We start from the raw sequence: 21,394 nt of genomic DNA on the forward strand, positions 1-21,394 counted from the left end.
ATAAACTAAATTTTGTTAATCACAAATATGGAGATTTTTGCTGATATGTCGGCCAAAAACAGGCTAAAATTAAGAAGATATGTATATTTTTGTTAAATGGCAGAAGCAGAAAAATTAAGGATCGATAAGTATTTGTGGGCGATTCGTATTTTCAAGACACGTAGTTTAGCTACAGAGGCTTGCAAAGCTGGTCGGGTGAAATTGAATGGACAAAATGTGAAGCCTTCTTATGTCGTTAAAGTCGGTGAGACCTACCAAATACAGAAGGGCATTGAGCGCAAGGTTATCTTGGTGACAGGTTTGTTAGAACGTCGTGTGGATGCCAAGACTGCCGTGCAATTCTACGAAGACCATACACCAGTCGAGGAAACCTATGCTTTCAAATCAACTTTCCATGCCCCAGTATTGAAGCGCGATCGAGGAACAGGAAGACCAACGAAGAAAGACCGTCGTGAGATCGATGATCTGAAAAGCGATTGGTGGGATAACGAAAATGAAGAGTAGACCTAACAGATCAAACGCAATCTACTTCTATAGCTGTCTTTTGATGGTTATATGCTATTCTCATGCCTTCTCTCAAAATAGAATTCAACAGTTTCCCTTGGACTCAATCGAGCGCGAGCTCAACAAAACCTTAAGCCGGAAGACCGCCTATGATAGCGAAAAGGTTGGAAGGCTAAATGCATTAAAATTACAACTAAAGCGCGCAGAAACAGATCGCGAACGCTATGCGCTTCAGAAAACACTATTTGAGGCCTACCAGTCTTATCAGATAGATTCTGCCATTCGTTATGTATCTGCGAATGAGCAGCTTGCCCATCGTTTAAACGACTCCAAGTTACAATACGAGTCCTTAATCCAATTGGCAGGCCTTTATTCCTATGCCGGTCGTTTTATCGAGTCCAGTGATATCCTTAAAGCAATACCCCGAGCAAACCTTTCGGCTGATCAACTAAGCGACTACTTTAGAACTTATTCTGATTTCTATTCGCACTATGGTCAAAGCACTAATTTTCATGAGTACTTCTACCAGAGCGGACGATATAGAGACTCTTTGGTAACCACCCTGCCTACGGACTCTTATGAATACCGGTTGACTGCAGCAACGAAGAACCTCTTCGGAAATAACGTCGAAACCGCGGAAAAGCAGTTGAAGGGGCTCTTATCCGAATTGGACGAAACCAATAGAGAACGAGCCGTCGTTGCCTATCTGATTGGACTGATTTATAAACAGCGGAACGAACTGGATGGGCAAATCTACTATTTCGGATTGTCCGCCCTCACCGATATTAAGAATAGCATTCGCGATAATGCCTCCTTACAAAGCCTTGCTTTGGCTTATTTTGAAAAGGATAATATTGACATGGCTTATATTTTTATCCAAAAAGCCATGGAAGATGCGATATTCTGTAATGTTCGCTTCAGAACCGTTGAAAATTCCTCCTTCTATCCGATTATTAATTCGGCTTTTCAAGAGAAAGAAGCCCAGCGCAAGGATGAGCTCAAGACTTTTTTATATATCATCTCCGTACTCTCCATCTTGCTCTTCGTTGTCTTTGTAATCGTTTATCTGCAAATGAAACGCCTAAAGGTTGTCCGAAAAGATCTCAAAAAGGTAAATGAAGAGCTATTTAGCTTAAACGAACAATTATTGGGGACCAATAGAGACTTGCAGGAGGCCAATCACTTGAAAGAAGAATACATGGCTCAGTTTTTTGAGATCTGTTCTTCCTATATTGATAAGCTCGATTCCAGCCGGAAAGGTATGCTGAAGAAATTATCCAATAAACAGTATGATGAAATTAGTAAAGAACTCAAGTCGCCAAACTTTATAAAAGGAGAGCTGGAAGATTTGTATCACAACTTTGATATTATATTCTTAAACCTATACCCAACCTTTATTCAAGATTTCAATAAGTTGCTCAAAGAAGATGAAAGAATTGTGCTGAAGCAAGATGAATTACTGAATTCTGAACTTCGAATATTTGCATTAATCCGTCTTGGGATTTCCGACTCGACCAAGATTGCTCGCTTCCTTCGGTATTCTCTGCGGACGGTTTATAACTACCGCGTAAAGGTTCGGAACAAAGTCGAAGGATCAAAAGAAGACTTCGAAGAAAGCATCAAAAGCATCGGAAATCTTAACCTTTAGCCCTAAAATAGGGTTACTTTTATCCGCTTCAATTTATCGATAACTAGCTGTAATTTAACATGTTAATATTAGAACGTGTTACTTTTTTGTTTTGCCTGTTTTGAAATGGGTTAAAGTTGCACAGTTGCTTTCTACATTTGTCTTAGAGGAGACTCTACCTAAGTTATTTTAATTCAACAAACAATTATAAATCCTATGAGGCTTTTTACAAAAGTAACATTTGGTCTATTTCTGATCTTGTATGCAATGCTAGGATCCTTGGCTTTCGGTCAGGCGAGCAATACGATTCAAGGTCGAGTAATAGATGCAACAACCCAGGAGCCTATCGCTGGGGCAACGGTTGCTGTCATTGGGGGGGAAATCCGATCTTCATCAGATGCTGAGGGACGATTCTCATTGACAGGCGTACCGAACAACGCAAGACTACGCGTATCTTATATAGGATATGATAATAAGGAAGTCATTGCACAAAGCGGAAACATGACCATCAGCATGAGCGCATCGACCAATGCATTGGAAGATGTAGTCGTTATCGGTTATGGCTCTGTAAAACGTAAAGATGTCACGACTGCAATTGCATCGGTATCGTTAGAAGATATCAACGAACGCCCAATTGTTAATGCGGCACAAGCTATTCAAGGGCGTGCGGCAGGGGTTACTGTCACACAACCTAGTGGTGCACCGGGAGGCGGGACAGCAATTCGTATTCGCGGTACTACCTCTTTTAACGGTAGTAATAACCCAACTTATGTTGTAGACGGAGTGCCTGTCGACAATATAGATTTCTTAGCTCCAACGGACATTGCGGATATGCAAATCCTTAAAGATGCCTCATCTGCGGCTATTTACGGTTCGATGGGAGCTAATGGGGTGGTACTGATCACGACAAAAAAAGGTCGCGTTGGAGATGCTAAAATTGGATTAAACCTACAGACTACACAAAATAAAATTACCAGTAAGATCGATCCGCTGAATACCGCGCAATATAAAGAATTGATGGATGAGATCGGTTTAGTGGATCTCCCTGTAAATCTTACCGATCAAACAGACTGGTTTAATGAAGCGTTCCGTAAAGGTGTTACCCAGAACTATCAGGTTTCTGTATCTGATGGTACCGACAAGCTGAAATATTTTCTATCCGGAGGTTATCTGAATGAAAAAGGGATCTTAAATACCGCTTTCTTCAGACGTTATAGCTTCCGCGCGAACATTGAGAACGATATCCGTAAATGGTTAACGGTTAATGCGAACTTCTCCTATACCGACAACAACCGCAATGGGGTTTCGGAAGGATTGGGCGCTAACCGCGGTGGTACAGTATTATCGGTAATCAATACGCCAACCTACGCACCTATTTGGGACCCTTATGAACCGAATCGCTATTTCAACCAATTCTATGGTATCAATAACATCACAAGCCCATTGGAAAATATGGCTAGAAGCAAGAATAATCGCGATCGTGAAAACCGTTTATTAGCTGCTGGTAGTGCGGTAGTGAAATTTATGCCTGAATTGCAATTCAGAACTTCTTTCGCCTTCGACAGAAGAAACGGATTGAATACGCAGTTCTTAGATCCATACTCTACGGCATGGGGCAGAGAGAATCGCGGTTTAGCATTCGACGGCCGTAATATGAATACCGTGTTGACTTTTGATAATGTATTAACGTTTAACAAATCATTCAACCAACATAATCTGGAAGCTATGGTGGGAAGCTCTTGGGTAAGCTCGGACTATACCAACAGCTATATCAACGCATCACACTTCCGTGATGATATTATACAAACCTTAAACGCTGCCAACAAGATTATCTGGGACAACACCGGTTCTGGTGCGTCAGACTGGGCAACGATGTCGTACTTCAGCCGCCTGTCTTACAACTATGATGGTAAATACCTCGTGACGGCAAACTTCCGTGGAGATGGCTCATCCAAGCTAAGTCCGGAAAACAGATGGAAATATTTCCCTTCTTTCTCTGCCGCATGGCGCTTATCGTCCGAAGAGTTTATGCAGGATGTATCTTGGATCAACGACTTAAAAATTCGCGGAGGCTGGGGTAAAACGGGTAATCAATCTGGAATCGGAGATTATTCCTACCTGATGCAATACAATATACGCCGAATCGAATGGTGGTTAGAGAACCAACAAAATGCTTTGGCGACCATTAGTCCAGCAAATTTAAGAACACGCGATTTAACCTGGGAGACCACCACACAAACCAACATAGGTTTAGACTTTACGGCTTTCCAACAACGCTTGACCGTGAATATGGACTATTACTACAAGTACACGACTGATATGTTGACTTACATCAGCCTTCCTGAAGGACAATCCTTTGCTAACACAATCCGCCGTAATGAAGCAGAGATGAGCAATCGTGGTTTTGAGGTCAATGTGAATAGCAAAAATTTGGTAGGCGACTTTAAATGGAATACCAACTTCAATATTTCTTTCAACAAGAATAGATTAGAACATTTAGACTTTCAACAGATTTACGATGCTGCGAGAACATCGGACGTAGTCAATGCCAATGTGGTACGTAATACGCCGGGACGCTCAATGAGTAATTTCTACGGCTATATCAGTGATGGCGTTGATCCGGAAACTGGCGAGCTAAAATACCGCGATTTAAACAACGATGGTCGTCTTTCGGTGTCCGATCGTACTTTCATCGGCGACCCAAATCCGAAGTTTACTTACGGTTTAACGAATGACCTTTCTTACAAGGGATTCAACCTAAGTTTATTTATACAAGGTTCTCAAGGCAATGATATCTTCAACGCTTCACGTATGGAAACGGAAGGTATGTACGATGGCAAGAACCAAACGACCGCAGTTTTACAGCGTTGGAGAGTGCCCGGACAGATTACGGAAGTGCCAAAAGCAAATTTCAATATGTTGAACTCGACCTATTTTGTGGAAGACGGAAGCTACCTACGCCTGAAAAACGTGTCGCTTTCTTACAATATTAAGTCGGAGGTATTGAGCAGAGCAGGAATCAACAAGCTGCAGCCTTTCGTGTCCGCGACTAATTTATTCACCCTGACGAAATATAAAGGATTCGATCCTGAAGTAAATCAATGGGGAAATAACGGCGCGATCCAAGGTATTGATTGGGGAACATATCCGCAGAGCAAATCTTTTGTTGTAGGATTAAGCATGGAGTTTTAAGATTTAAACTGGCTAATGATGAAAAGAAATTTCAAATATATACTGTTGATGCTTGGTGCAGTAGGCTTGATGGCTAGCTGTTCATTAGACAAGGATCCCTTAGGAGACTTCTCTGATGTAACCGAAGGTATCAACGAAGAAGGGAAAACAGTCGTATTCAAGGATAAGGCTGCGGTGGATAACCAGATGACCACCATCTATAACCAATTGCGGGATAGACAAGAGCACTGGTATATGGATCAGTTACTGATTGCTGAAGCTCATTCTGATAATGCTTATGCCGGTACGACAGGGGCAGAGGTCGTTCCCTTTGAGAATAATGGCATTGAGGGTTCTAACTCGGTAATCGAGCGTGATTGGCGACGTTTTATGGAAGATATCGGTCGGGCAAATGTCTTGATCGTCAATATTGACTCAGTAACCGATCAGTCGTTAACAACGACGCTCCGCAATCAGTATAAAGCTGAGGCAAAGATATTCCGCGCAATGATCATGTTTGATATGGTGAGGTTATGGGGCAATATACCCGTAACAACGACGGTAGGAGGCGACATTACGGAGGAAACATTGGAAGATGTTTATGATGATTACTTCCCGGAACAAAAAACAGAGAAAGAAGCCTATGAGCAAATCGTGAAAGACTTGACCGAGGCAATTCCTTATGCGCCATCTAACAATAGCAGCGATAAAACAAAGCTTTCCAAATCAGTGGCAAAAGCGGTGTTAGCAAAAGTCTATGCCGAGAAGCCTCTACGTGACTATAGCAAGGTAATTCAGTATGCAGATGATCTTGCCGCGGATGGTTTCGATTTGGAAGCCGACTACACTGATTTATTTGGCGTAGTAGAGGGCTCCGCCGATCCTAAAAAGCGAAACACAAGAGAAGCAATCTTAGAAGCGCACTACTCGCAGGGTAATGGAAACTGGGTGACCTGGATGTTCGGACGTGATTTATCAAATTGGGATAGCAACTTTACCTGGGCAAAATGGGTAACTCCATCGCGCGACTTGATTAAAGCTTTCCAAACAGAGAACGATCAAATCCGTTATAGCGAATCTATCGTCTATTATCAAACCAGCTGGAGCAATTACTATCCATCGAGCAATTACCCATTTATGTACAAAACACGCTCAGCATTCAGCAATATCATTAAATACCGTTACGCCGATATTCTTTTATTGAAAGCAGAAGCTCTAATTATGGGAAGTACGGCTAATCTGGCAGCAGCAGCGGAGATTATCGACAAAGTAAGAGCACGTGTTAAGCTTCCAAAGTTGAGCAGCAGCGTTCGTGGGAACAAAGATGCTATGTTAGAAGCTTTACTGAAAGAAAGACGTTTAGAGCTAGCATTTGAAGGGCAGCGCTGGTATGATCTGGTGCGCTTGGACAAAGTAGAGTCGGTGATGAACAGTGTTTTTGCGAAAGATTCAGGTCGTAAAGCACAGGTATATCCTTTCAATGAGAACTCATATAAGATGCCTATTCCACAGGCAATTATCGATCAGAATCCTAAAATTAATCAAAACCCAGGTTATTAAAATTGTGAATTATGCTTAATATCAAGAAACTATTATTATTCGGAACCATATATAGCTCTGTGTTGACGGCTTGTGGAAATGATGCCATTAACGTAACACCCGAGCCGCCGACAGGCCCACAATCGGGAGATGTAAAAATTTACACCACAACGGCATCGCTAAGCCAGGATTTCCAAAAAACCTATGTGGACTTCAGCAAAACATCGAATATGTCGCCAAAGACAATCAAGTTAGTTGAGGGAACAAAGTTCCAAACGATGGATGGCTTTGGTTCAGCAATTACAGGGTCAACAGCCTACAACCTGTTGAAAATGACGGCAGCAGATCGTACGAAGTTCTTAACAGAGACCTTCTCTCCAACGGAGGGCATGGGACAAAGTTACATCCGTATTGCGATTGGCTGTTCAGATTTCTCATTGAGCGAGTACACCTTGAACGATAAACCAGGTATTGCGAATTTCGCATTGCAGGAAGAAGAGCTGAAATATGTGATCCCGGTACTGAAAGAGATTTTGGCAATCAACCCAAGCTTAAAGATCATGGGCTCCCCATGGACCGCTCCTTTATGGATGAAGGTGAATAACCTCGCGGATCTTGCTCCCTACGAATCATGGACCGGTGGGCACTTGAACCCGAAATATTATCAGGATTACGGAACATACTTCGTCAAATGGATTCAGGCAATGGCAGCAGAGGGTATTAAAATCTATTCGATTACGCCTCAGAACGAGCCTTTGAATCATAAGAACTCCGCTTCTATGGTTATGTTCTGGCCAGAGCAACTTGCTTTCGTTAAAACGGCATTGGGACCGAAATTAAAAGCGGCAGGATTGGAAACTAAAATTTATGCATTCGACCATAACTACAATTATGATGATATGGCCGATCAGCAGGATTATCCAGTAAAGATCTATGAAGATGCGGTAGCAGCAGCCTTCTTTGCAGGAGCGGCTTACCACAACTATGGTGGCGATAAAAAAGAATTATTGGATATCCACGCGAAAGCTCCAAATAAGGAACTGATCTTTACCGAAACATCCATCGGGACTTGGAATGATGGCAACAACCTGGCGAAGCGCCTAACAGAGGATATGCGCGAGGTTGCTTTAGGTACAGTAAACAACTGGGCTAAAGGTGTCATCGTTTGGAACTTGATGCTGGATACCGATAAGGGGCCAAACCGTGAAGGCGGATGCCAAACTTGTTATGGCGCGGTTGATATCAGCAAGCATGACTATAAAACTATACGCAAAAATTCACACTACTATATCATAGGGCATCTGTCATCAGTTGTTAAACCGGGGGCGGTTAGAATAGGAACAGAGGGATACACGGCCAATGGCCTGGTATACTCAGCGTTCAAAAACACTGATGGCAGCTATGCCTTTGTTTTGTTGAATGACACAGGCGAGGCAAGTCGCGTCACCCTGAATGATGGTAAGAATCATTTCAGCTATGAAGCACCTGCAAGCTCTGTTGTATCTTATACTTGGAAGCCATGAGAAAACTAGTCAATTATTCCTATTTATTGATGCTCCTTTCCATCCTCGTGGGATGTAAAGAAGAGTTCATTGTGCCTACTGGGGGTGGTAGTCCAACGATTGAAATTGTTTCTAAACCGAATGCCGCATTCTTTGCAGATAGCATTAGCTATAAAGTGAAGGTTGCGGATCAAGGTGTCGATCTATCGACCTTGAAAGTCGAGCTTTTATACAGCGAGGATGTGGTAGCAAGCCAGACGATCCGCACCAAAGAATATGGAGAATATCAAGGTAAGCTATTTGCCCCATTCTTAAAGAATGTGGCCAACGGTACGGCAACGTTACGTTTCACCGCGCAGAATGTGGAACTTACAAAAACGGAAGTGCTGGCCGATCTACCTTTGACGCGACCGGAATTTCCTTTCCTGAACTTAATTGTTGAAGGTAAAACCTACAAAATGCTGCGTAAGTCGGCAAATCAGTATGAGGTATCCGATAAGTTCGCAACGAAAGTAAATGGATATATCGAAGCACCTGCCTTTGGAGCGAACGGTAATACGGTGCAATTTGGCTGGGATGGCGAAGCGATCACGCAAGGCGTAACAGCTAATATTCCATTCACTAATATCATTGAGGGTGTATATCCAATAAGCTTCAATACCATGACTTATCAAGGAAGTCCATTTGTTGCCTATAAATTGAACGGCGAGGATATGACGATGGTTGCGGAAGATGTTTATAGCATCGATATGGATATGGACAAAGATCAGGAACTTGTTTTTGAAGGTCTTCAAGGCTTAGATACCTGGTGGGTTGACCGAGATTTCTTACGTAAAGAAAGCGATAAATTCCTTTTCAACGCTATCAAAGGAAGATACCGTATCACCGCAGATTTGAAGAAGAAGTACTTTATCGTCGAGGCGATGAACGGAAGTAACCTGGCTTCGCTGAATGCTGACGGCACTGGTGCAATCTGGATTATTGGTGAAGGAATCGGTAAACCGAGTGTAGCATCCAATGAAGTGGGTTGGAATACGGATAAAGCACTTTGTTTAGCGCCTATCGGTGGCAAGAAATACCGCGTAACGGTGGTTGCCGGAACATCAATCAGAGCAAACTCGATCAACTTTAAATTCTTCCATCAAAAAGGATGGGGTGGCGAGTTTAAAAATACCGATATCTCCACAAAAAGTGATATTATCTTCATCGGAAATGGCAGTAATGGACGCGACCCAGGGAACTTTGGTATTGTCAATGGCAAGCAACTCGAAGCCGGCGCAACCTATGTATTCGAAGTCGACCTATCACAGGGCAACAGCAAAGCTGTATTAACCGTAAACAAACAACAATAGTAATATATTAAACTACGGGGGTTAATTCTCCAACCAAGAAGCTGTCCGAAAGGGCAGCTTTTTTTGGGTAGTATTTAGTAGTTAGTATTTAGTAGTTAGACCTATGGCAGGAGTGAGATTTTAGACAAAATCAAACGTCTCCCATCCCCATCATAGGTCTTAATACTAACTACTAAATACTAACTACTATATACCAACTACTACTCAATCCCCTTGTAAAGCCCTTTCAAACCCAATGTAGAACCCAATCAAACCCGCTTGGGAGCGGCTTTGATTTGGGTATGCATAGGTTAAAGAAGGGTTGTCATATCATTTAGGTCCCTGCTGCTATTTATTCGTGTTTATATAAAAAAAACTACTAATTTCGAGTTAAATAAACAAGATATGAAAATACGTTCAGCCTTTTCGGCGATTTTAATCTTAGGAATTATGACCTTTTCTTCCGCTAGTTTTGCACAGCAAAAAGCAACAAAATATATCATGGTTATCCATGGTGGTGCTGGAACGATCTTAAAGAAAAACATGACCGATTCGCTTGAGAAAGCCTATATCGCAGTTTTGACGCAGGCTTTGGAGACGGGCTACAAACAATTGGCGGCAGGAAAATCGAGTTTAGATGCGGTGGAAGCCACGGTTCATGTGATGGAAGATTCGCCCTTATTTAATGCGGGGAAGGGTGCCGTATTTACGAACCAGGGCAAGAATGAAATGGACGCATCGATTATGGAAGGAGCGACCTTGAAAGCTGGTGCTGTCGCGGGGGTTACTACGATTAAGAACCCGATATCAGCGGCGCGTGCCGTGATGGAGAAGTCAGAACATGTGATGATGGTTGGCGCAGGGGCGGAGGAGTTCGCGAAGCGCGTGGGTTTGACGATTGTCGATCCTTCGTATTTCTGGACAAAATCGCGCTATGACGCTTTACAGAATATCTTGAAACGCGATGCGGAGAAGACAGAGTTAGATCATTCAAATCCACAAACATCCATCGCTCCCTTCGTCAAGGATGAGAAATTTGGCACTGTGGGTGCTGTTGCCTTGGATAAACAAGGCAATCTAGCCGCGGCGACTTCGACGGGCGGAATGACCAACAAGAAATTTGGACGCGTCGGTGACTCCCCGATTATTGGGGCGGGCACCTATGCGGATAATAATAGCGTTGCAGTGTCCTGTACAGGCTGGGGTGAGTTCTTTATTCGTGCAAATGCGGCCTATGATGTCGCTGCCAGAATGAAATATGGGAAAGCTTCGTTGAAAGATGCTTCGCAACAAGTCATCGATCGTATTGGTCAGATGGGGGGTGATGGTGGATTGATCGCCTTGGATAAAAAAGGTCAGGTGGCTATGCCATTTAATACCGAAGGCATGTATCGCGGAACGGTGACTGAAGACGGAAAGATTACTGTAGAGATTTACAAATAGAAAAAGAAATCCCTGAGTTGCTTACTCAGGGATTTTATAGTAGTTGATATAGCGAACAATACTGTTTGCTCTCCGGTTGATATAGGCCGAAGGTCTTCTTGCATCCCACTTTTGTGGACTTGGTAAAATAGCAATAATAAGCGCTGCTTCCTTTTTCGTTAAGCTTTTGCCCGATTTATGGAAGTAGTATTGTGCAGCAGCCTCAGCGCCATAAACACCTTGGCCCATCTCAATAACATTTAAATACACTTCCAGTATTCGCTTCTTACTCCAAAACAGCTCAATCAAGCCTGTAAAGTATGTTTCTAATCCCTTCCGTAGCCATGAGCGCTCCGGCCACAGAAAAACGTTTTTCGCGGTTTGCTGGCTGATGGTACTGCCGCCACGTAATTTTTTGCCTTCTTGATTTCTCTCGAATGCCTTTTTGATTGCGTCGGTATCAAAACCATTATGTGTCATGAAATGTGCATCCTCGCCAGCAATTGCTGCCCGCTTCAGGTTATCGGACATATCTTCATAAGCAAGCCATTTCCTGTCAATCTTCCATTCTTTACCGGCTTCCTTGCGCTCAAAACCGCGTTGAAGCATTAAATAGGTGATTGGCGGGTTGATAAAGCGTAGGGCAATCACCCAGAGTATGGTAATCGCAAAAAAAGCTAAAATACCTTTCAACACCCAACTTAAGATTTTCTTGGATAAGGAGGCATTGGATTTTGGTTTGCTTTGCTTTCTCTTGTTTGTATTCGTAGCTCGCTTAATAGCCATCTGCACTAATTTTGATGCAAAGCTAATAGGTATTTTTTAATTTCCATGTCATAAACAACAATCTTCCCGCATTTCCATTTACATCCGGCAACTCTTGACTCTGCCGAAAACAAGAAATATGCTTGCAACGGTGTAAAGACGTGAATCTAAAATCTAGTGTCTTACATCTAAAATCTGATATCTAATATCTCATTGTCTCACGTTTGGCAAATCGGGCTAATTCTGCTATTTTTACAGCTTAGAAAAAACAGAGAATACCTTGGCAAAAGAAAAGAAGCAAACCCCTTTAATGCAGCAATATAATACGATTAAGGCGAAGTATCCTGGCGCATTATTGTTGTTTAGAGTGGGCGATTTTTACGAGACATTTGGAGAGGATGCGATGAAAGCGGCCAAAATATTGGGAATCGTTTTAACGAAGCGTGGGAATGGCTCGGAATCGGAGACTGCTTTGGCGGGGTTTCCGCATCACTCTTTGGAGACCTATCTACCAAAGTTAGTACGTGCGGGGCAGCGCGTTGCCATTTGTGATCAATTGGAAGACCCCAAGCAGACCAAGACCATTGTGAAGCGTGGTGTGACGGAGCTGGTGACGCCTGGTGTGTCCTACAACGAAAACATCGTTCAACAGAAATCGAATAATTATTTGGCTTCGCTGTTTATCGATAAGCAGAGCATCGGTATCTCTTTTCTGGATATTTCAACGGGTGAGTTTTTAGTAGCACAGGGCAATTTCGGCTATATCGACAAGTTACTTCAAGGCTTTAAACCGACAGAGATTATCCTTCCAAAAAAACAATACAAAGAATTTGTAGAACATTTTGGCTCGAGCTATTATACTTATACGCTCGACGAATGGCCATATACTGGCGATTATGCGACGGAATGTTTGTTGAAGCATTTTGAAGTCAACTCAATGAAAGGTTTCGGAATCGATCGACTACCGGTTGGTATTGTTGCAGCGGGCGTTGCTTTACATTATCTGAATGAAACAGAGCACCGTAATCTACAGCATATATCCAATATCTCCAGGATTGAGGAGGATCGGTATATGTGGCTGGATCGCTTTACTATCCGCAATCTGGAGCTTATCGGTTCGCAGAATGAAAATGCAACTACGCTTTCGGACGTTTTAGATGAAACCTCCTCACCAATGGGGGCACGTTTGCTGAAACGTTGGATCGTAATGCCGCTCAAAGATGTGAAATCTATCAATGAGCGTCTGCAGGTGGTTGAATATTTTCATAAGCACCGCGAATTGCGGGAGCAATTGATTGGCGAGATCAAGCAGGTCGGCGATTTAGAACGATTGATCAGTAAGATTGGTTTGCAGAAAGCCAACCCACGTGAGATTAGCCAGTTGAAGCGTGCGCTGTATGCGGTAGAGAAATTAAAGACATTATGTGATGTTCCGGCATCTGAGTCCTTGCGTGTCATCTCGGAGCAATTGAATCCTTGTGTTCTGATAAGAGAGAAGATTGAGTCGACCATACAGGCAGAACCTCCTGTAGCGCTGAATAAGGGTAATGTAATCGCTGATGGCGTCGATGCAGACCTCGATAAATTGCGCAAGGTGGCTTTCGGAGGCAAGGATTATCTCCTGGAAATCCAAAAGCGCGAATCGGAAGCGACAGGAATTCCATCGTTGAAAATAGCCTTCAACAATGTGTTCGGTTATTATTTAGAAGTTACAAATACCCATAAAGACAAAGTTCCTGAGGGCTGGATCAGAAAGCAGACCTTAGTGAATGCAGAGCGATACATCACCGAGGAGCTTAAAGAATATGAAGAACAGATTCTAGGTGCGGAAGAGAAGATCCAGCAAATAGAAAATAGGTTATACGGTGAACTCTTGATTTCCATTGCGGAATATATCAAGCCGATTCAGCTGAATGCCCAATTGATTGCGAAACTGGATGTGTTATTGAACTTTGCGACCATCGCGGAGAAGAATTTCTACGTGAAACCGGAAGTCAATAATGGCAAATCCCTCGACATTAAGGGGGGAAGGCATCCCGTTATTGAGAAGAATTTGCCGATTGGCGAGGATTACATCACCAACGATACTTACCTGGATCCGGAGACACAGCAGATTATCATCATCACCGGACCTAATATGGCGGGTAAGTCTGCCTTATTGAGACAAACGGGATTAATTGTGTTGATGGCGCAAATTGGATCATTCGTTCCTGCGAAAGAAGCGGAGCTAGGAGTCGTCGATAAAATCTTTACGCGTGTTGGCGCGTCGGATAACCTGTCTTCGGGTGAGTCGACCTTTATGGTGGAGATGAACGAGACGGCTAGCATCATGAACAACCTCTCGGACCGCAGTTTGATCTTGTTGGACGAGATTGGTCGTGGAACTAGTACTTACGATGGTATTTCTATTGCCTGGGCAATTGCAGAATATTTGCATTCGCATCCGGCAGCGCGAGCAAAAACTTTGTTTGCAACGCACTATCATGAATTGAATGAGCTTTGCAATTCCATGCCTCGCATCAAGAATTACAACGTCAGCGTGAAGGAAGTGAACAATAAGGTCATCTTCTTGCGTAAGCTGATTCCGGGTGGGTCGGAGCACAGCTTCGGTATTCACGTAGCGAAGTTAGCAGGTATGCCACCGAAACTTATCGGGCGTGCGAGTGAGATTTTGAAACGTTTGGAACAGGAGCGTACCGGTGGGGAGAAGATTAAAGATAGCATGAGGAAGATTCAGAAGCAGGCTTATCAATTGCAGATGTTTGCGATTGATGATCCCGTTTTGGAGAAGATTCGCGATATGCTGAACAATCTGGATGTCAATACGCTGACACCGGTAGAAGCGTTGATGAAGTTGGATGAAATTCAGCGCTTGCTGAAAAATTAAGCAATAGATCGATGGGGAGCATTTTCCAATTCAAGCAGTTTGCGGTAGATCAGCAGGATTGCCCCATGCGAATCAATACGGATGGCGTTATCTTGGGTGCTCATGCGTATGCAGATTCCCCAAAACATATTTTAGACATCGGAACGGGAACCGGTGTGATCGCTTTGATGTTGGCGCAGCGATTCGAGCAAGCAACAGTTACCGGAGTGGAGATCGATGAACTAGCGGCGCATACCGCGCTGGAGAACTTTAAGGCTTCGCCTTTTGTCGATCGTTTGGAATTGGTGAACTCGGATATTTTCCTTTGGACTCCCGCTATATCATACGATCTGATTGTTTCGAATCCACCTTTTTATATCAATTCCCTTCATAATCCAGACGCCAGACGTAAAACGGCCAAACATACGGATGTCACTTTCTTCGAAGGACTATTGGATTTTGTTGCATTACATTTAAACTCGACCGGAAAACTGCAGATCATCGTGCCTGTGGAGCTGAAAGACTTTTTGGTCAGCATGGCAGCGTCGAAGGGATTACACTTGCTAGAGGAGCTTAAAATACGTTCATTCGACGACGCAGAGCCGATTCGCTTAATCTTAAGTTTTACCAAGATGCAGGGGGTAGACTTTGCATCGGAAGGTTTTGTGATATATAAGGATCGCGGCCAGCATTCGGAAGCATACAGACAATTGTTGAAACCTTTCTTTTTAGCCTTTTAGAAATGAAAATCGGACTGATATCGGATACCCATAACTACCTGGACCCGGCAGTATTTACCTATTTCGAGCATTGCGACGAGATATGGCATGCTGGTGATTTCGGAAGTATGGAGGTCATAGAGCAACTGCGCGGTTTCAAGCCTTTGCGTGGTGTATTCGGTAATATAGACGATAAGCCTATTCGACTGGAATATCCGGAACACTTACGCTTCATGTGTGAGGATGTTGATGTTTGGATGACGCATATTGGAGGCTATCCCGGGAAATACTCTCCTTTGGTTCGCGAAGAGATCAGGAAAAACCCACCCAAGCTTTTTATTTGTGGGCATTCGCATATCCTCAAGGTTCAATTTGATCAGAAACTTGGCTTATTGCATCTTAATCCTGGTGCCGCCGGGAAACAAGGCTGGCATCAAGTCAGAACGCTGATGCGTTTTGATATCAATGGCGATAAGATTGAGAATTTGGAAGTGATCGAGTTGAATCCGCGCTACTAAACCTATAAGCTATCGCGAACCTCAATTAAGAAGCTCTTTAGTTTTTCTAGGGAATCCACCACACGCTGGTTTTCTTTCGCCTCGTTCTTATTGCTGCGTAAGAAGTCGCGCGCACCTTGAAGGGTGTACCCTTTATCTTTTACTAAATTAAAGATGATCTTTAGGTTAGAGATATCATTCTGTGTGAACAGGCGATTTCCTTTTTTATTCTTCTTCGGTTGTAGGATATCAAACTCACGCTCATAGAATCGGATTTGTGAAGCATTAACACCGAACATTTCAGTTACCTCTCCCATTGTATAATACAATTTATTTATTTCTCGATCTTTATAAGGCATGTGTTTCCGCGTTGATGATATTAACAAATATACAACCTAGTTTTGAAATTCAAAAAAAGCAAGCCTTTTATAAAGTTGGTACCTATTTTGTAAATTTAACGGCATGAAAGGTAAGGTGATTGTCAGCAGCTTTTGGACCCGTTTTTTTTCCTTCGGAAAAGCACAGGCAATTACGATATTCCCCTTCATCTTTCTGCGATATCGTATCGATAAAGCGGATAAGATCCTTATAAACCACGAAAGGATACATCTTATCCAAGCCCTCGAGCTCCTCGTAATCCCTTTCTATATCTGGTATCTCAGCGAGTTTTTATATCGCTATATTCAACATCGAGACTTTAATACGGCTTATTTCCATATTTCCTTCGAACGCGAAGCATATAGCAATCAACATGATATGGACTACCTGAAGAATAGAAAGCGATTTGGGTTTTGGAAATATTCGTAGTAGGTAGACGATGTTAGACATTAGATGTGAGATTTTAGGCGCGTGTCTTGAACCAAGAAAAAAAGGATGCAAGGATGGTCAGGATCGGGGCGCTATAGGTCTAACTACTAAATACTAACTACTAAATACTATTTTTAATGTCTAACCTAAAACCTAAACGGCGAAACCGGTAATCCTCTGCTATTAAATAAATTAGGCATAGCCGTTTCCGAGAATCCGAACTTGACAGATACGGGATTCTTTACTTCCTTGGATTGCACGATAAGTTTGTCGCCTTTGATGGTTCCCTTTGCAGGATAGTATTTATTATCGGCTCCGGCGATTTCCAGTTCGGTGATATCACCTTTAGATTTTAGCCCGCCTTCGGCGTAATAGAAGGAGATCTCGATATTACTTCCTTTGACTTCGTGGGATTTGTAAATTGGCGATTTATAGTTTTTGATGGGTTTGTCGTAGACCTCCGCTAAGGTCATATCGGATAGGCGTTTTGCGACCTCTTTCTTTTGGTTCGGGTGGATGTTCTTGACATCGTCGACGAGGTCAGTGATCACAACCATTCCGGTTTTTTGGAGTTCTAGGGCAGTTTTTGCCTGTAGCTCGCGCAGTAGGGCACCTTTAGGTTCGTTCTTACTATTGTAAGCGTAAGGGGCGATTTGAACGAAATAAAAAGGGAAGTCCTTGTTCCACGCATTTCTCCAGGAAGTTACTAGGGCTTTCATAAGCTTATCATAGCTAGGGTAGTAGCCGACATTGCTTTCGCCCTGATACCAATAGGCTGCAGTGAGGTTGTATCCGGCATAGGGATGGATCATGCTGTTCCATAAAACGCCACCTTCGTGCGGACGATAAGGGTTTACATCCTGCATTTTTGCATATTTCAATAGGAAAGGGTCATTGATGATGAGGTGGTTTGGAGTCCACACTTCGGCACCTGTTCCTCCCCAACTTGCATTGATGACGCCAATAGGAACGTTCAATTCCTTATTGAGCTCCTTGGCGATAAAGTATCCGATGGCAGAAAAGGGTTTCAATGTTTCAGCGCTGAGGGTAGTCCAGCTATTGTTGATATCCTCTTGTGGGTAGTTTGCTGCGATGCGGCTAACCTGCAACAGACGAATATTGGGATTATTGGCTGTAGGTAGCTCATCCATTATTTCCTTGAGGTTCTGGTTTCCGCCCCATTCCATATTGGATTGTCCGGAACATAGAAATACATCGCCCAATAAAATATCGTTAAGGCTGATGGTCTCGTTGTTTGAGATGACTTTTAACTGGTATGGTCCGCCGGCTTGACCTTCCGGAAGTTTAACCGACCACTTGCCATTGTAATCTACTTTAGTGGATACGGTGTCTGTAAACCATGATCCGATGACTTTAACAGGTCGATTCGCCCCTCCCCATCCCCAGAAGTTGATTTCTGTATTACGTTGAAGGACCATATGGTCGGATAGGAAGTGCGGGAGGCGAAGTTGTGCTACAGCGGTTTGCAACATGGCAATGCTGGCAATGAAGCCCAGGCGTAGTGATTTTAGTTTCATTGGCTTTGTTATAGGTTTAAGATATAAAAGTAAGAAATGTGCTGGATTAGCTGTCCTGTGCTATCAGGATATCTTGAAGGTCGCCGATTTTTAGAAAGCGGAATTGCTGAGCAGCCTGTAGGAAGCGTTTGTTCGCTATGTTTGTAAAGCAACAAAGCCGTCTATTCAGACGGCTTTGCGATATTTTTTATAATTTTTGCTTACTTCACTAGTTTCAAGAAAGTACCAACTTTATCTTTCAATTGTCTTCTATCAACAATAAAGTCTAAGAATCCGTGTTCCAATACAAACTCTGAAGTTTGGAATCCTTTAGGAAGGTCTTTCTTAATGGTTTCTTTGATGACACGTGGTCCTGCGAAACCAATCAGCGCGCCTGGTTCTGCGATATTGATATCACCTAACATGGCATATGATGCAGTTACACCTCCTGTTGTTGGGTCTGTCAATAAACAGATGTAAGGAAGCTTTGCTTGTGCTAATAGTGCTAGTTTTGCAGATGTTTTTGCCATTTGCATCAATGAGAATGCGGCTTCCATCATACGTGCCCCACCAGATTTCGAGATCAGCATAAATGGTAATTTATGCTCGATACAGTAATCTATAGAGCGTGCAATTTTCTCACCTACTACCGATCCCATGGAACCTCCGATGAAGGAGAAGTCCATACAGGCTACAACAATTTCTTGTCCGTCCAATTTTCCTACAGCCGAGCGTAAAGCGTCATTAAGGCCAGTTTTTGCTTGGCTTTCTACAAGACGGTCTTTGTACGGTTTTGAATCGACGAAGTTCAAAGGGTCGCCCGCTTTAAGATTTGGGAAAAGCTCTGTGTATTCGTTGTTATCAAATAATATAGAGAAATAGGCGGTAGAACCTATACGGATATGGTAATCGCAGTAATGGCAGACAAACTTATTTTCTACCTGCTCAACGTTTAAAAGGGGCTTTTTGCAATTTGGACATTTGTTCCACATGCCATCAGGAGCCTCTTTTTTGTTTTCTGTAGCAGTTTGAATTCCTGCTTTGTTTCGTTTAAACCAACTCATAGACTATTGTTAATCGGATTACAAATAAACAAAAAATATCTAATATGTAGAGGGTGAAATCGAAATGAAGGATGGGGTGGGTAGGTTATAAATAAAAAATGGGCAAGCCCCCTTTATCGCACCGCTCAACCAAATACCCTTGCTTTGTTCCCAACCTGGGGGAGTCAATGGGAGCTGGTCGTAAAGGACTTACCCACGGCAAAATTAACAAATTTTTAATGTTTCCGAAAACATATTTGCATCGCCGACTTATCCTGCTGACTGTCAGTCAGGAAAATTTACATTTTATCGTTATGATATTCGCCTTTGAGGGCATAATATCCAAATATTCCCAACCCGCAGGAGATAATTGGGGTCAGAATAAAGAGGATAATGATACCGAAAACGACATCTTCCTGTTGTCCGGAAACAATTTTTGGGATGCCAAATTTGGCAATACAGAAATATGCGGTCAGAACTGCAAGGACTATCCAAACGATTCCTAATAGTTTTTTTAGTGTTTCCATGTTAATCAAGATCTTTAGCTACCATGTTTTTGTTAATATACAACGCTCCGATAATAAAGCAGACTGCCGATATAATGATCGGATACCATAACCCCTCGAGATAGAAGGTGGGGTCGTTTGATAGTTTGGCATTGCTGGCTAAGTAGGTTGAAACGGCCGGCAGGAGTCCTCCAAATATTCCGTTTCCGATGTGGTATGGCAGGGACATGGAGGTGTAGCGGATTTTCACCGGGAATATTTCGACTAAGAAAGCTGCAATGGGTCCATAGACCAAAGTAATATAGATTACCTGGATAAAGATCAGAAATATGAGATAGAAATAATTAGTGCCTTCAATATGCACGGTATTTTTCACGACTGTATTCACACCTTCACTGTTATTGCGTTCCACACCATCCTGAAAGAAATGCGCTATTTCTGTTGTTTTTAAAACGGTTCCATCGCTGTATTTTGTTACGCTTGTTGTCGTTTTATCATATCCACCTTCTGTTGGCACTTGAACCGGCTCTGAAACGGTCGCCGGGCCAAGTTCTGTTTTCGTTTTCAGGTTAGTGACTTGATACATGGCTTCGTATATGGGGCGATAAGTCAAGACCGCGAGCAACATTCCGGTTAGCATGACCCATTTTCGACCTACACGGTCTGAGAGCTTACCAAAGACCACAAAGAATGGAGTAGCAAAGAGCAGGGCAATTCCCAGTATCATGTCTGCTTGGTCTGAATCCAGGCTCATGACGGTCTTCATATAACTCATGGAGTAGAACTGTCCCGTGTACCAAACAACACCTTGACCCATCGCGGCACCAAATAACGCAAGCAATACGAATTTAAGGTTGTATTTGTTTCCAAAGCTTTCCTGAAGAGGGTTTTTAGACGTCTTTCCTTCGGATTTCGCTTTTTGGAACTCTGGCGATTCATCCATGTTTTTACGAATTAAGTAAGACACATAGACCATCAGGATGGATAAGAGGAATGGGACACGCCATCCCCAGGTGTCAAACTGTGCCTCGGTGAGGAATGCGCGGGTTACCAGGATTACGACAAGGGATATAAAGAGTCCGAAGGTTGCGGTTGTTTGAATCCAGGAAGTCCAATAGCCACGCTCTCCTTTGGGGGCATGTTCTGCAACATAGGTCGCAGCTCCTCCATATTCTCCGCCTAGAGCGAGGCCTTGTAATAGCCTCAAGACGAGTACAATGGCAGGTGCAAAGTAGCCTATGCTATCATAGCTGGGAATACAGCCGATGAGGAAAGTGGCACCACCCATCAGCACCAGAGTGACCATAAAGGTGTATTTACGGCCGATCATGTCGCCGAGCCTACCAAAGAATAATGCGCCGAATGGCCTCACGACAAAGCCGGCGGCAAAGGTCGCTAGGGTGGATAGGAACGCTGCTGTGGGATTGTCTGATGGAAAAAACTTCGTCGATATGACGATGGATAAACTTCCGAAAATGAAAAAGTCATACCATTCGATGAGGGTTCCTAAGGAGGACGCACCGATGACTTTCCAGATTCCTTTCTTACTTACTTGTTCTTGCATTTTAGTTTAGGTTT

General features: G+C 43.1%; 17 protein-coding genes and 1 other RNA gene. 11 read left to right on the plus strand and 7 right to left on the minus strand.

Features of this window, described 5'->3' with window-relative positions:
• The first annotated feature begins 96 nt into the window (after positions 1-96).
• The 7 genes from QYC40_RS02065 to QYC40_RS02095 all read left to right on the plus strand — a co-directional run bounded on the left by QYC40_RS02065 (position 97) and on the right by QYC40_RS02095 (position 11,117).
• Positions 97-504: an RNA-binding S4 domain-containing protein gene (locus QYC40_RS02065; RefSeq protein WP_260040637.1), complete on the plus strand. Its 408-nt coding sequence runs from the start codon at positions 97-99 to the stop codon at positions 502-504.
• Positions 494-2,152, plus strand: a complete 1,659-nt coding sequence (locus QYC40_RS02070; RefSeq protein ID WP_301992129.1) for a DUF6377 domain-containing protein — start codon at positions 494-496, stop codon at positions 2,150-2,152. The genes QYC40_RS02065 and QYC40_RS02070 overlap by 11 nt, the downstream gene beginning before the upstream one ends.
• 195 nt (positions 2,153-2,347) lie before the next feature.
• The gene (locus QYC40_RS02075) at positions 2,348-5,323 is read left to right on the plus strand and encodes a TonB-dependent receptor (RefSeq protein ID WP_301992132.1); all 2,976 of its coding nucleotides are present in this window, start codon (positions 2,348-2,350) and stop codon (positions 5,321-5,323) included.
• Positions 5,324-5,338: 15 nt separating this feature from the next.
• Complete coding sequence (locus tag QYC40_RS02080; protein ID WP_301992133.1) at positions 5,339-6,862, plus strand: RagB/SusD family nutrient uptake outer membrane protein; 1,524 nt, start codon at positions 5,339-5,341, stop codon at positions 6,860-6,862.
• An 11-nt stretch (positions 6,863-6,873) separates the two neighbouring features.
• Complete coding sequence (locus tag QYC40_RS02085) at positions 6,874-8,364, plus strand: glycoside hydrolase family 30 beta sandwich domain-containing protein (RefSeq protein ID WP_301992134.1); 1,491 nt, start codon at positions 6,874-6,876, stop codon at positions 8,362-8,364.
• On the plus strand, positions 8,361-9,695 hold the full coding sequence (locus QYC40_RS02090; protein WP_301992135.1) for a DUF5125 domain-containing protein: 1,335 nt from the start codon (positions 8,361-8,363) through the stop codon (positions 9,693-9,695). Before QYC40_RS02085 ends, QYC40_RS02090 begins: the two co-directional genes overlap by 4 nt.
• Positions 9,696-10,079: 384 nt before the next feature.
• Complete coding sequence (locus QYC40_RS02095) at positions 10,080-11,117, plus strand: isoaspartyl peptidase/L-asparaginase family protein (protein ID WP_301992137.1); 1,038 nt, start codon at positions 10,080-10,082, stop codon at positions 11,115-11,117.
• Positions 11,118-11,138: 21 nt separating this feature from the next.
• On the opposite strand, the gene mtgA is transcribed toward QYC40_RS02095, so the two are convergent.
• Complete coding sequence (gene mtgA, locus QYC40_RS02100) at positions 11,139-11,882, minus strand: monofunctional biosynthetic peptidoglycan transglycosylase (RefSeq protein ID WP_301992138.1); 744 nt, start codon at positions 11,880-11,882, stop codon at positions 11,139-11,141.
• Between the two features lie 259 nt (positions 11,883-12,141).
• On the opposite strand from mtgA, the gene mutS reads away from it, so the two are divergent.
• Genes mutS through QYC40_RS02115 form a run of 3 tightly spaced genes read left to right on the plus strand, consistent with a single transcriptional unit; the run spans position 12,142 to position 15,964 of the window.
• Positions 12,142-14,748: a DNA mismatch repair protein MutS gene (gene mutS, locus QYC40_RS02105; protein ID WP_301992139.1), complete on the plus strand. Its 2,607-nt coding sequence runs from the start codon at positions 12,142-12,144 to the stop codon at positions 14,746-14,748.
• Positions 14,749-14,759: 11 nt separating this feature from the next.
• Positions 14,760-15,467 (plus strand): tRNA1(Val) (adenine(37)-N6)-methyltransferase, encoded by a 708-nt coding sequence (locus QYC40_RS02110; protein WP_301992140.1) that lies wholly within the window; start codon positions 14,760-14,762, stop codon positions 15,465-15,467.
• Positions 15,468-15,469: 2 nt separating this feature from the next.
• Complete coding sequence (locus QYC40_RS02115) at positions 15,470-15,964, plus strand: metallophosphoesterase (protein ID WP_301992141.1); 495 nt, start codon at positions 15,470-15,472, stop codon at positions 15,962-15,964.
• A gap of 2 nt (positions 15,965-15,966) precedes the next feature.
• On the opposite strand, the gene QYC40_RS02120 is transcribed toward QYC40_RS02115, so the two are convergent.
• Positions 15,967-16,302 carry a MerR family transcriptional regulator gene (locus QYC40_RS02120; RefSeq protein WP_149527169.1) on the minus strand — a complete coding sequence of 112 codons (336 nt, stop codon included), beginning with the start codon at positions 16,300-16,302 and terminating at the stop codon, positions 15,967-15,969.
• A gap of 103 nt (positions 16,303-16,405) precedes the next feature.
• Between QYC40_RS02120 and QYC40_RS02125 the strand changes: the two genes are divergently transcribed.
• Positions 16,406-16,750: a hypothetical protein gene (locus tag QYC40_RS02125; RefSeq protein ID WP_301992142.1), complete on the plus strand. Its 345-nt coding sequence runs from the start codon at positions 16,406-16,408 to the stop codon at positions 16,748-16,750.
• A gap of 146 nt (positions 16,751-16,896) precedes the next feature.
• On the opposite strand, the gene QYC40_RS02130 is transcribed toward QYC40_RS02125, so the two are convergent.
• From QYC40_RS02130 to QYC40_RS02150, 5 genes are all read right to left on the minus strand, one after another.
• Complete coding sequence (locus QYC40_RS02130) at positions 16,897-18,288, minus strand: sialate O-acetylesterase (RefSeq protein WP_301992144.1); 1,392 nt, start codon at positions 18,286-18,288, stop codon at positions 16,897-16,899.
• A 200-nt stretch (positions 18,289-18,488) separates the two neighbouring features.
• Positions 18,489-19,331, minus strand: a complete 843-nt coding sequence (gene accD / locus QYC40_RS02135) for an acetyl-CoA carboxylase, carboxyltransferase subunit beta (protein ID WP_301992145.1) — start codon at positions 19,329-19,331, stop codon at positions 18,489-18,491.
• Positions 19,332-19,428: 97 nt separating this feature from the next.
• Positions 19,429-19,526: signal recognition particle sRNA small type (gene ffs, locus QYC40_RS02140), an RNA gene on the minus strand.
• An 83-nt stretch (positions 19,527-19,609) separates the two neighbouring features.
• Positions 19,610-19,837 carry a DUF6814 family protein gene (locus QYC40_RS02145; protein WP_301992146.1) on the minus strand — a complete coding sequence of 76 codons (228 nt, stop codon included), beginning with the start codon at positions 19,835-19,837 and terminating at the stop codon, positions 19,610-19,612.
• A 1-nt stretch (position 19,838) separates the two neighbouring features.
• The gene (locus QYC40_RS02150; RefSeq protein WP_301992147.1) at positions 19,839-21,380 is read right to left on the minus strand and encodes an MFS transporter; all 1,542 of its coding nucleotides are present in this window, start codon (positions 21,378-21,380) and stop codon (positions 19,839-19,841) included.
• Positions 21,381-21,394: the final 14 nt, after the last annotated feature.

The organism is Sphingobacterium sp. BN32 (assembly GCF_030503615.1).
Taxonomy (GTDB): domain Bacteria; phylum Bacteroidota; class Bacteroidia; order Sphingobacteriales; family Sphingobacteriaceae; genus Sphingobacterium.